The sequence below is a fragment of the Streptomyces sp. B1866 genome (assembly GCF_031932565.1).
In the GTDB taxonomy this organism is placed as follows: Bacteria; Actinomycetota; Actinomycetes; order Streptomycetales; family Streptomycetaceae; genus Streptomyces.
In genome coordinates this window covers 23129-34714 of record NZ_JAVSCF010000011.1, presented here as the reverse complement: position 1 = coordinate 34714, position 11586 = coordinate 23129, and the positions used below count along the sequence as shown (strand labels likewise).

Genomic DNA, 11586 nt, shown 5'->3' with positions numbered 1-11586 from the left:
GGGCTGCCCGGGTCGGCGGCCGGGACGGACGAGCATCGTCCGACCGGCCGCCGACCCGGGGGTGACGCGGTGGGCGCTCACCGCCGGGCGGTCAACCCGGCGGCGCCGAGGGGTCTTCGGCGCATCGCCGGTCCCTTCTCGTTGAAGCAGTGCCGCGCGGCGGACGGCCGCGCGGGTCCCAGAGGCTTTCGGGCGCTACCCCCCGGAGCCTGGGGCTATCTCTCCGGTGCGTCATCGTCGCTGCTCTGACGCCAGCAGGGGCGGCCCGTCCCGGACTGGCACACCAGCGCCAGGCGCCGTGTGCTGCCGGTACGTGGTGCGTGCCGCCGACGGCATCACCCAGCCGCCAGGGAGCGGGCCTCACCCGGCCGCCACGGGGGCGCGGACTCTCACCGCGCCATCAGTTCACTGTTCAGTTCTCAAGGTCCGATCGCTGCCTTCAGGCCCCTGTCACAGGGCCCTCCGGGCGCGTTCAAGCAGGTCAGACACGGGCCGCCCGCTCGATCCCGAGGCGAGCTCGCACGAACTAGCTTGCACTAGCTCACGCTAGTACGCAACCCCCGGGTGCTACACGCCACCGTCGGCGCTGGTCAGTACCCTCGAAGGCATGAGTGGTGTGGCGAGCGACCCAAGACCCAAGCCGGTGAAGGTGGCCGACGTAGTGCGCGACCGGATCAAGGCCAACAAGTACCCAAGCGGCAAGCTGCCGACGGTCAGAGCACTGGCAGCCGAGTTCGGGTATGCCACACAGACCGTGCGAGACGGGATGCGCATCCTGATCGCGGAAGGTCGGGTCACGTCAGAGGGAAGCCGCGGGTACTTCGTCGCGAGGAACGACCGAGAATCGTCCACGGATAAACGAGATGTCAGCGAGGAACTCACAGAAATGCGTCTCCAGATTCAAGATTTGATCGAACGAGTGACAGCACTCGAAGAGGGCTCTAAGGGCAGTGCGTGATCTGGAATAACCATGCAAGTCTCGCCCGCTGTGAGATAAGTGACAGCAGAGGGTCAGCAGGCAGGACAGGGGACACTTGAGGTGTCACCACTCTGTCCTCTTGCCTGTCCCCCGCGACAGCGAACGAGACTCGCGGTAGTAACCGAAGGAGGGCGAGATGAGCGACGACAGGCCCGCGTGGGCCCGCCGCATCGCGGCTGAGCGGATCGCACGTGACTGGTCGCAGCTCGATGCGGTACGCGCGCTTCGGGCCCACGCGCCGACGGAGCTGCCAGCGGATGACAGCATGGTGCGACAGTGGAAGCGCTGGGAGTCCGGGGCCATGCCGGGCGATTTCTACCGGCCCATCATCGCAGCGACATTCGGGACCGTGACGCACGCGCTTTTCCCCGCTCCATCGCGCAGGAATGGCGATACCGAAATCCTTGTTGCGAGCGGCATGGAAACGCTCGAAATCGTCAGCCGTCTCAACAGGTCCGACGTAGACAACTCAACCCTCGAAGCTCTACGCATCACCACAGACCGCCTGTGTTCGGAATACCCGTACATGCCGAGCGAACAACTCCTTGTCGAGGGTCGGCAATGGCTGCGGCGGGTAGTTGACCTCACTTCGAGAAACCTCACGCTCGCGCAGCACCGCGAAGTACTGGCGCTGTCGGGATGGCTCGCCCTCCTCGTAGGTTGCGTGGAGTACGACTCCGGAGACCGCCATGCGGCCGAGTCCACCCGTCGGGCGGCCCTGTCTCTCGCGACCGAAGCTGACCACGCTGAGGTCGCGGGCTGGGCCCACGAGATGCGCGCGTGGTTCGCGCTGACAACCGGAGATTATCGGGGCGTTATCGCAGCGGCGCAGGCCGGGGTCGAGCGCGCGCCTCACCACAGCGTGGCCGTCCAGCTCGCCGCACAAGAGGCCAAGGCGTGGGCTCGATTGGGCGACCGTCGGCAGGTAGAGGTCGCTCTCGACCGAGGGCGGCGCCTGCTCGAAGGAATGTCGCAGCCGGATAACCTCGATCACCACTTTGTGGTGGACCCATCGAAATTCGACTTCTACGCGATGGACTGCTACCGACTCGTTGGTGAGGACAGGTTGGCCAGCACCCTGGCGAACGAGGTACTTCGGGCCGGTACGGACTTCGACGGCACCGAGCGCTCTCCGATGCGGAACGCTGAGGCACGGGTAACTCTCGGGGTGACGGCAGCGCGAGAGGGAGACCTCGAACAGGCCCTCATCCATGGCGAGAGGGCCCTACAGGGCGAGCGACAGTCCGTGCCCTCTCTCATCATGACCAGCCGGGAACTCGCGGCCGTCATAAGGCAGCGCTACAGCACCGAACCGGCAGCACAGGACTACCTGAGCCATCTGCAAGAGCTGGGCAGGGAGAAGCCGGGGTTCCTCCCCTCCTGACTGGCAGGGCAGAAGACGGGCACGGCCTTCACGAAGGCCGTGCCCGTCTCAGGTTCCGTCAGAGGCGTGCGACACACCTCCGACACACTCCGTGTGGCGAAGCACCCCCTGACCAGCTCCGCCGCAGCTCAGAAGGGTGGTGAGGCGTGATCGACACAATCACTCCGGAGCCGTGTGCGCAGGTTCGAATCCTGCCGGGGGCACCGAAAATCAAAGCCCTGACCTGCACAGATGCAGGTCAGGGCTTAATTTGCACCTGCCAGAACGCTCGGGTGAGCGCTTCGGACGTCTCCCATGATGACGGCAGGAGCCGGGAAGTCGTGTGGTCTGCCGCCCAAGCCGCGACCGCAACCCTCAAGGCGTCACAGCTGCTGTATCGCGGGCAGAGCTTGATCTGTGCACGTGGGCTCACAGGGCCGGTATGACCGTGAGTGCTTCAGGCCGGCCGGACCGGTGCCGTGGCCGCTACCGCACGCCCCAGGTGTAGGTCTGCTTGCGCAGCCTGAGGTAGACGAACACCTCGGTGCCGGTCACGGCCGGAAGCTGCCGGATCCGCTTGTTGATGATGTGCAGCAGATGGTCGTCGTCCTCGCAGACCACCTCGACCAGCAGGTCGAAGGATCCCGCGGTGATCACGATGTAGCCGATCTCGTCGAGGGCGGCCAGCTCGTCGGCGAGCAGCTCCACGTCGCCTGAGCACCGGATGCCGATCATGGCCTGCCGGGAGGACCCGAGGGTGAGCGGGTCGGTGACCGCGACGATCTGCATGACACCGGTCTCGATCAGCCGCTGCACGCGCTGGCGGACGGCTCCCTCGGACAGGCCGACGGCCTTCCCGATGGCGCCGTAGGGCCGCCGGCCGTCCTGCTGGAGCTGCTCGATGATCGCCTTCGAGACGTCGTCGAGCCCGGCCGCGCCCTTGCCGCCGCTGTGCTTCGCCTGACCGGACATGCGCGCCATCCTAGGGGCCGGGCCGCCGGGTGCCCGCCGCGGACTCCGACCGGAGACCCGTCAGACCCGTCGGCCGACGGCGCCCGTCAGCTGTCGAATCCGAAGCCGACGCGGTCCATGGCCCGGAGCCAGAGGTTGCGGTGCCCGGCGCGGGCGTCGGCGCGGGCCAGGGACCACCTGGTGAGCTGGATGCCGGTCCAGCGGAGGGGCTCGGGCGGGAAGGGGAGGGGCTTGGTGCCGACCATGGCGGTGCGGGTGCGTTCGGTGGGGGTGCCGGCCAGGAGGTCGAGCATGACGTCGCCGGCGAAGCGGGTGGCCGCGACTCCCAGGCCCGTGAAGCCGGCGGCGTAGGCGACTCGGCCGGCGTGGGCGGTGCCGTAGAAGGCGCAGAAGCGGGTGCAGGTGTCGATCGCGCCGCCCCAGGCGTGGGTGAAGCGCACCCCTTCCAGCTGGGGGAAGACCTCGAAGAAGTGGGCCGCCAGGGTGCGGTAGGTGGCGGGCCGGTGGTCGTGCTCGGCACGGACCCGGCCCCGGTAGTGGTAGACGGCGTCGTAGCCGCCCCACAGGATGCGGTGGTCGGCGGTCATCCGGAAGTAGTGGAACTGGTTGCCGGCGTCGGCCAGGCCCTGCCGCCGCCGCCAGCCGATCGCGTCCCGCTGCTGTTCGGTGAGCGGTTCGGTCATGAGCGCGTAGTCGTACACGGGTACGGTGTACGGCCGTACGCGCCGCAGCGGCGCGGGGAAGGCGTTGGTGCCCAGGGCCGCCTGCCGGGCGCGGACCACGCCGGAGGGGGTGTGGACGGCGACGCCGGTGCGGGTGGCTCGCAGTGCGGTGACGGGGGTGTGCTCGTGGACGCGTACTCCCCGTCGGGCGCACGCGTCGGCCAGTCCCCAGGCGAGCCGCACCGGGTTGACCAGGGCGACGTCCTCCTTGTTCCACAGGCCGGCCAGGAAGGCCGGGGAATCGACCTCGTTGCGGACCTGCTCGGCGTCCAGGAGCTCGACGTGGCCGCCGTAGCGGGCGGCGAGCCGGGCGGCGGCGTGGAGGTCGGCCACCTGGTGCGGCCGGGTGGCGACGTCGATCGCGCCGGTGCGCTGCCAGTCGCAGTCGATGCCGTAGCGGGTGAGGGTGTCCTCGATGCCCTGGAGGTTGCCGGCGCCGAGGCGCTGGAGCAGGGGGAGTTCCTCCGGCCAGCGCTGGTGGCCGTTGGCGAGACCGTGGGTGAGGCTGGCGTCGCAGAACCCGCCGTTGCGGCCGGAGGCCGCCCACCCGATGCGGTGGCCTTCGAGCAGCACGACGTCGCGGGCGGGATCGCGCTCCTTGGCCAGCAGAGCCGTCCACAGTCCGGTGTAGCCGCCGCCGACGACGACCAGGTCGCACTCGGTGCCGGCGGCCAGCGCCGGGCGGGGGCGCGGCCGGCCGGGCTCGTCGAGCCAGAAGGGTGCGAGCCGCACGTCGCGCAGCGCGGAGGCGGGGTTCATGAGGGGCGGTGTCCGTTCCGGGGTCGGGTGCGCGGCAGGGGTGGGGAGGCGCCGCCCGCCCGCGGGGGCGGCGCGTGTCCGGAAGTCCTCGCGGGGGCCTCGCCGGCTCCGGCCGGTCAGGCGTCGAGCGAGGTCATCACGTGCTTGATACGGGTGTAGTCCTCGAAGCCGTAGGCGGAGAGGTCCTTGCCGTATCCGGACTTCTTGTACCCTCCGTGCGGCATCTCGGCGGCCACGGGTATGTGGGTGTTGATCCATACGCAGCCGAAGTCCAGGGCCTTGGACATCCGCATGGCGCGGGCGTGGTCGCGGGTCCACACCGAGGACGCCAGGCCGTACTCCACTCCGTTGGCGTAGGCGACGGCCTGGGCCTCGTCGGTGAAGGGCTGGACCGTGACGACGGGGCCGAAGACCTCGTCCTGGACGATCTCGTCGTCCTGCTTCAGGCCGGCGACGACGGTGGGCGCGTAGAAGTACCCCGTCGCGCCGATCCGGTGGCCGCCGGTCAGGACCGTGGCGTGCGCGGGCAGGCGGTCGATGAAACCGCTGACCCGGGCGAGCTGGTCGGCGTTGTTCAGCGGGCCGTAGTAGGCGCTCTCGTCGTCCGGGGCGCCGGTCCGGGTGGCGGCCGCCGCCTTGGCCAGGGCGCTGGTGAAGGCGTCGTGGACGGACTCGTGCACCAGCACCCGGGTGGCGGCGGTGCAGTCCTGGCCGGCGTTGAAGAAGCCGGCGGCCCGGATGCCCTCGACGGCCCTGTCGAGGTCGGCGTCCTCGAAGACCACCACGGGTGCCTTGCCGCCCAGCTCCAGGTGGACCCGTTTGAGGCTGATCGACGCCGTCGCGGCCACCTCGTGGCCGGCCCGTACGGACCCGGTGACGGAGACCATGGCCGGGGCCGGGTGCTCGACCATCAGGCGGCCGGTGTCGCGGTCGCCGCACAGCACGTTGAAGACGCCCCGGGGGTGGCCGAGACCGGCCAGGACGTCGCCGACGATCCCGGCGATCAGCACGGTGGAGGCCGGTGTGGTGTCGGAGGGTTTGAGGACCACCGTGTTGCCCGCGGCCAGCGCCGGGGCGAACTTCCAGACCGCCATCATCAGCGGGTAGTTCCACGGCGCGACCTGCGCGCACACCCCGACCGGCTCCCGCCGGACCAGGGAGGTCAGTCCGCGGGCGTACTCGCCGGCCGAGCGGCCCTCCAGCATGCGGGCCGCGCCGGCGAAGAACCGGATCTGGTCGACGGCCGGCGGTATCTCCTCCGCCCGGGTGATGTGGAGCGGCTTGCCGGTGTCCCGGCTCTCGGTCGCGGTCAGCTCCTCCGCGCGCGCCTCGAAGGCGTCGGCGATGCGCAGCAGCACCTTCTGGCGCTCGCCGGGGGTCGTGTCGCGCCACGCGGGAAAGGCCGCCTCGGCGGCGGTCATCGCGGCGTCCACGTCGGCCGGGCCGGAGCACGGTGCGGTGGTGTACGGCTCGCCCGTGGCCGGGTCGACCACCTCGGTGCTCCGCCCGTCGGCGGCGTCCCGGAACTCTCCGTCGACGTAGTTGCGCAGACGGTGTGGGTCGGTGGCCACGTGCCAGCCCTTTCTGCCAGGGGTCCGGGGCGTGGCGCCACTCGGTGACCCGCCACCCGGGACAGCGGTTTCAGTATCTATCTTGGCCATGTGCGCCAGAATCAGCAAGGTATACGGGCTCAGGCTACGAATACGCCTGGCTCGCGACTGCTTCGCGGACGTATCGTGATACGCGGCGCGCCACCCGGACCGCGCGGCGCGCGGCGCGGGCTCCGCCGGGAGTCGCACGCCGGCGCGGACAGACCGACCTACCCCTGGGGAGCGAGAAGGCAATGAGCGAGGACCTCTCCCGCACCGCTTATGAGCACCTGTGGATGCACTTCACCCGCATGTCCGGATACCGCGACGCCCCCGTGCCGACCATCGTGCGCGGCGAGGGCGCCCACATCTACGACGACCGGGGCAAGCGCTACATCGACGGGCTCTCCGGCCTGTTCGTGGTCCAGGCCGGCCACGGCCGGTCCGAGCTGGCCGAGGCCGCGCACCGGCAGGCGCGGGAGCTGGCCTTCTTCCCCATCTGGTCGTACGCCCACCCCAAGGCCGTCGAGCTCGCCGAGCGGCTGGCCGGGTACGCCCCGGGCGACCTGAACAAGGTCTTCTTCACCACCGGCGGCGGCGAGGCCGTGGAGACCGCCTGGAAGCTGGCCAAGCAGTACTTCGCGCTGACCGGGCGGCCCGGCAGGCACAAGGTCGTCTCCCGGGCCGTCGCCTACCACGGCACCCCCCACGGCGCGCTGTCCATCACCGGGCTGCCCGCCCTCAGGGCCCCCTTCGAGCCGCTGGTGCCCGGCGCGTTCAAGGTGCCGAACACCAACCTCTACCGGGCTCCCCTGCACGGCGACGACCCGGAGGCGTTCGGGCTCTGGGCCGCCGACCAGATCGAGCAGCAGATCCTCTTCGAGGGACCCGAGACGGTCGCCGCCGTCTTCCTGGAGCCGGTGCAGAACGCCGGCGGCTGCTTCCCGCCGCCGCCCGGCTACTTCGCGCGGGTGCGGGAGATCTGCGACCGCTACGGCGTGCTCCTGGTCTCCGACGAGGTGATCTGCGCGTTCGGCCGGCTGGGCACGATGTTCGGTTGCGAGAAGTTCGGCTACGTACCCGACATGATCACCTGCGCCAAGGGCCTGACCTCCGGCTACTCCCCCATCGGCGCGTGCCTGGTCTCCGACCGCGTCGCCGAGCCGTTCTACCGGGGCGGCGACGCCTTCCTGCACGGCTACACCTTCGGCGGCCACCCCGTCTCCAGCGCGGTCGCCCTGGCCAACCTCGACCTCTTCGAGCGCGAGGGCCTCAACCAGCGCGTGCTGGACCACGAGGCCGCACTGCGGGCGACCCTGGAGCGGCTGCACGACCTCCCGATCGTCGGCGACGTGCGCGGCGACGGCTACTTCTACGGCATCGAACTGGTCAAGGACAAGGCCACCAAGGAGACCTTCACCGACGAGGAGACCGAGCGCGTCCTGTACGGCTTCCTGTCCGGGGCGCTGTACGACGCGGGGCTGTACTGCCGCGCCGACGACCGCGGTGACCCGGTCGTCCAGCTCGCGCCGCCGCTGATCGCCGGGCAGCCGCTCTTCGACGAGATCGAGCAGGTGCTCCGCGCGGTCCTGACGGAGGCGTGGTCGAAGCTCTGACACCGGTCGGTCCGGCTCAGGCGTCGGGGGCGGTGTGGACCCGGTGCCCGTCGACGTACGTGAGCGCGACGCGGGTGTCGGCGATGGCGTCCGCGGGGCCGTCGAAGGGGTCGCGGTCCAGGACGACGAGGTCGGCGCGGTGGCCCGGCCGCAGGCTTCCGGCGTCGTCGAGGTGGTTGACGTAGGCGCTGCCCGCCGTGTACGCGGCCAGGGCGGCGGTCAGGTCGAGGGCCTGCTCGGGCAGGAACGGCTTGCCGTCGGCGCCCGGGGCGACGCGGTTGACGGCGACGTGGACGCCCTGGAGCGGGTCGGGGCTGCTGACCGGCCAGTCGCTGCCGGCGGCCAGCGTGGCCCCGGAGCGCAGCAGGTCGCCGAAGGGGTACTGCCAGGCGGCGCGCCGCGGGCCGAGGAAGGGGATGGTCAGCTCGTCCATCTGCGGTTCGTGCGCGGCCCACAGCGGCTGGATGTTGGCGGTGGCGCCGAGCGCGCGGAACCGGGCGATGTCGTCGGGGTGGACGATCTGGAGGTGGGCCAGGTGCGGGCGGGTGTCGCGCCAGCCGCCCGCCGTACGGGCCGCCTCGACGGCGTCCAGCGCCTCGCGTACGGCCCGGTCGCCCAGGGCGTGGAAGTGCACCTGGAAGTCCAGTGCGTCCAGCGCGGTGACGTACTCCTTCAACGCCTCCGGGTCGAAGAAGCTCAGGCCGGTGTTGGCGGTGGCGCAGCCGCAGGCGTCGAGGTAGGGGCTGGTCATCGCGGCGGTGAAGTTCTCCGCGACGCCGTCCTGCATGATCTTCACGCTGGTGCAGCGCAGCCGGCCGTGGGAGAGGGCCTCGCGCCGCTGGAGGAGGTCGGGGATCTGTTCGGCGCCCCGCCCGCGGGCCCACCACAGCGCGCCGACCACGGTCGCGGTGAGGGAGCCGTCGCGGGCGGCGGCCAGGTAGGCGTCGGAGGGGTCGGGGTAGCCGTCGCTGCCCGCCACGAGGGCGTCCTGCCACGCGGTGACGCCCAGGCTGTGCAGCAGCTCCTGGGCGCGCAGCAGCCCGGCCAGGCGGTCGGCCGGGGTCAGGGCCGGGACCAGGGCGCTGACCAGGGAGAGAGCTCCCTCCTGGAGCACCCCGGAGGGGGTGCCGTCGGTGTCCCGTTCGATCCGGCCGTCGGCCGGATCCGGGGTGTCCGCGCTGATTCCGGCCACTTCCAGGGCGCGGCTGTTGACCCACGCCCCGTGGTGGTCGCGGTTGGTCAGGAAGACCGGCCGGTCGGGCAGGACCGCGTCGAGCAGGTCGCGGCGCGGGACGCCGCCGTCGAAGCTCTCCATGGACCATCCGCTGCCGGTGATCCACTCCTTGCCGGGGTGGGCGTCGGCGTACGCGCGGACGCGGCGGGCGTACTCACGCGGGTCCGTGGTGCCCGTGAGGTCGCACTCTCCCAGCTCCACTCCCCCCTGGACGGCGTGGATGTGGGAGTCCTGGAAGCCGGGCAGCAGCAGCCGCCCGCGCAGGTCCACCACCTCCGTCCGCGGCCCCGCGAGCTCCCTGACCTCGTCGTGCCCGACGGCGGCGATCCGCCCCTCGCGGACGGCCAGGCAGGTGGCCCGGGCGCGGGCCGGGTCCATGGTCAGGATGGGGCCGCCGGTGAACAGCAGGTCAGCGGGCTGGATCGGCACGGAAGCACTTCCCATCGTGGTGGGGTCGCGGCGGACGACGGGCGGCCGGGTGCGCGCCTTCAGCCGGCGCGCACCCGCCTCTCGCCTTCGGGAGGCCGGTGCAGGAGGCCGGTTCAGGAGGCCGGTTCAGGAGGTCAGACGTTCGGACCCGGCCGGGAGCGCGGGCGCGGACCGCCCGCCGACGGGGCGTGATCGGGTGAAGCGGGGGGAACGGCGGTGCCACTTGGCGATGGCGCCGGTGGCCAGGCCGAGCAGCAGGACGGCGGCGGGGCAGGCGAGGCTGAACCAGCCGTTGGCGGCGCTGACCGCGAAGCCGTCGCTGAGGGTGGCGTAGTGGTAGCCGAGGTAGCCGCCCACGGCCAGCAGGGCCAGGCCGCTGGCGGCGGGGATGACCACCGCGCGCAGGGCCTCGCGGGGATCGGTGCGCAGCAGACCGCGGAAGCGCAGGGCACAGGTGAGGGCGGTCAGCGCGTAGTAGAGGGAGACGAGGATGCCGATGGTGTTCACCGAGGCGAGGATGGCCTGGTCGAGGCGGGGGATGGCCAGGGTCAGCAGCGCGATCCCCGTGCTGATCAGCGCGACCAGCAGGGTCGCCGCGGCCGGTGTGCCGTACCGGGCGTGGACCTTGGCCCACACCGGGTGGAGGGTGCCGTCGCGGCCCATGGCCAGCGTGAGCCGGGCGGTGGGGATGACACCCGCTTGCAGGGAGGCGACCGCGGAGAACATCAGCCCGACCAGCGGGAAGGTGGCCAGGGGCTCGGACGCCAGCCGGTCGGCGTAGTGGGTCAGGCCCTGCGCGCCGTTGGCGGCCATCTCCTGAGTGGGCATCACCCGCTGGAAGGCGACGGCCCCGAGCAGGAACAGTCCCAGTACGGACCACAGGGCGATGAAGCCGCTGCGGGAGGCGTCGCCGGGGGTGCGGGTCTCCTCGGTCACGGTGAACGCGGCGTCCCACCCCCAGTAGCAGAACACCGCGAGGACCAGCCCCTGAGCCAGGCCGTCGAAGGAGCCGATGGCGAAGGGGTTCAGCCAGGACAGCGAGAATCCCTGGTCTCCGGCGAACAGGCCCCAGCAGCAGAACACCAGCAGGACGGTGTACTCGAAGGCCAGCAGGCAGATCTGGAGGGCGGCCGCCTTGGCGGCGCCGGTGATCGCGGTGAAGGTGACCGCCGCCAGCACCACCAGGCCCACCAGCGTGCACTGCACGGTGGAGTTCGGATCCAGGGTCCAGCCCAGCACCGAGTGCACCCCTGCCTTCCGCCCGAGCTGGGCCAGGACCGAGCCGGTGATCGAGGTGGTGTAGGAGAGGAAGATGACCGTTCCGGCGATGGGGAACCAGCCGGCCAGCACGCCCAGCCAGGGACCCATGGTCCGCCCCACCCACGCGTAGCCGTTGCCGCAGTCCGGCTCGACCCGGTTCAGCCGCGCGTAGGCACCGGCGATGCCCAGCATCGGCAGGAACGCCAGCAGCAGAAGCGCCGGCGTCTGGCGGCCCACGAACACCGCCAGCACACCCAGTCCGACGCCGATGGTGCTCGTGGCGGCGATGCTCGAAGCGGCGATGCCCACTCCGTGCACCACACCCAGCGGCTTTTCGGGAGGGGTGGGTGACGGTGGGGCGGAACGGGTGGGTGCGCTGTGATCGTTCATGGGCAACCGATCCGGGTAGACGGGGACCGCGGCCCCTGGCGAGGGGACGGCGGCGGAGCGGTACAGCCGGCGGGTGAGGCTGAGGGTCCGCGCGGGGGCCGGGAGTCTCCCGACGGCCTACGCGCGGGACAGGCGGGGACAAATGCCGAAGAAACAGCGAATTGCGGGCGCTTTCGACCATGACCGCCTACATCGGGTGATATCACCCGCCCTCCGGGGCCACGTGGGTGCTCGCACGGGCCGGCCCCCGGGTCGCCGGCGGCCGACCGGTGA

General features: G+C 71.3%; 8 protein-coding genes. 3 read left to right on the top strand and 5 right to left on the bottom strand.

Annotation, left to right across the window (positions count from 1 at the left end; genetic code table 11):
* Nucleotides 1-607 precede the first annotated feature (607 nt).
* The gene (locus RKE29_RS03695; RefSeq protein ID WP_312003549.1) at nt 608-958 is read left to right on the top strand and encodes a winged helix-turn-helix domain-containing protein; all 351 of its coding nucleotides are present in this window, start codon (nt 608-610) and stop codon (nt 956-958) included.
* 157 nt (nt 959-1115) lie between these two features.
* Nucleotides 1116-2363, top strand: a complete 1248-nt coding sequence (locus RKE29_RS03690; protein ID WP_312003548.1) for an XRE family transcriptional regulator — start codon at nt 1116-1118, stop codon at nt 2361-2363.
* 465 nt (nt 2364-2828) lie between these two features.
* Here the strand turns inward: RKE29_RS03690 and RKE29_RS03685 are convergent, their stop codons facing one another.
* The 3 genes from RKE29_RS03685 to RKE29_RS03675 all read right to left on the bottom strand — a co-directional run bounded on the left by RKE29_RS03685 (nt 2829) and on the right by RKE29_RS03675 (nt 6366).
* Nucleotides 2829-3314, bottom strand: coding sequence for an Lrp/AsnC family transcriptional regulator (locus RKE29_RS03685; RefSeq protein ID WP_312003547.1), 486 nt, complete (start codon nt 3312-3314; stop codon nt 2829-2831).
* An 86-nt stretch (nt 3315-3400) separates the two neighbouring features.
* Nucleotides 3401-4795 carry an FAD-dependent oxidoreductase gene (locus tag RKE29_RS03680; RefSeq protein WP_312003546.1) on the bottom strand — a complete coding sequence of 465 codons (1395 nt, stop codon included), beginning with the start codon at nt 4793-4795 and terminating at the stop codon, nt 3401-3403.
* 116 nt (nt 4796-4911) lie between these two features.
* Nucleotides 4912-6366, bottom strand: coding sequence for a gamma-aminobutyraldehyde dehydrogenase (locus RKE29_RS03675; protein ID WP_312003545.1), 1455 nt, complete (start codon nt 6364-6366; stop codon nt 4912-4914).
* A gap of 272 nt (nt 6367-6638) precedes the next feature.
* On the opposite strand from RKE29_RS03675, the gene RKE29_RS03670 reads away from it, so the two are divergent.
* On the top strand, nt 6639-8000 hold the full coding sequence (locus RKE29_RS03670; protein ID WP_312003544.1) for an aspartate aminotransferase family protein: 1362 nt from the start codon (nt 6639-6641) through the stop codon (nt 7998-8000).
* Nucleotides 8001-8016: 16 nt separating this feature from the next.
* On the opposite strand, the gene RKE29_RS03665 is transcribed toward RKE29_RS03670, so the two are convergent.
* Nucleotides 8017-9678 (bottom strand): amidohydrolase, encoded by a 1662-nt coding sequence (locus RKE29_RS03665; RefSeq protein ID WP_312003543.1) that lies wholly within the window; start codon nt 9676-9678, stop codon nt 8017-8019.
* Between the two features lie 111 nt (nt 9679-9789).
* Nucleotides 9790-11244 carry an APC family permease gene (locus RKE29_RS03660; RefSeq protein ID WP_312003542.1) on the bottom strand — a complete coding sequence of 485 codons (1455 nt, stop codon included), beginning with the start codon at nt 11242-11244 and terminating at the stop codon, nt 9790-9792.
* Between the last annotated feature and the right edge of the window lie 342 nt (nt 11245-11586).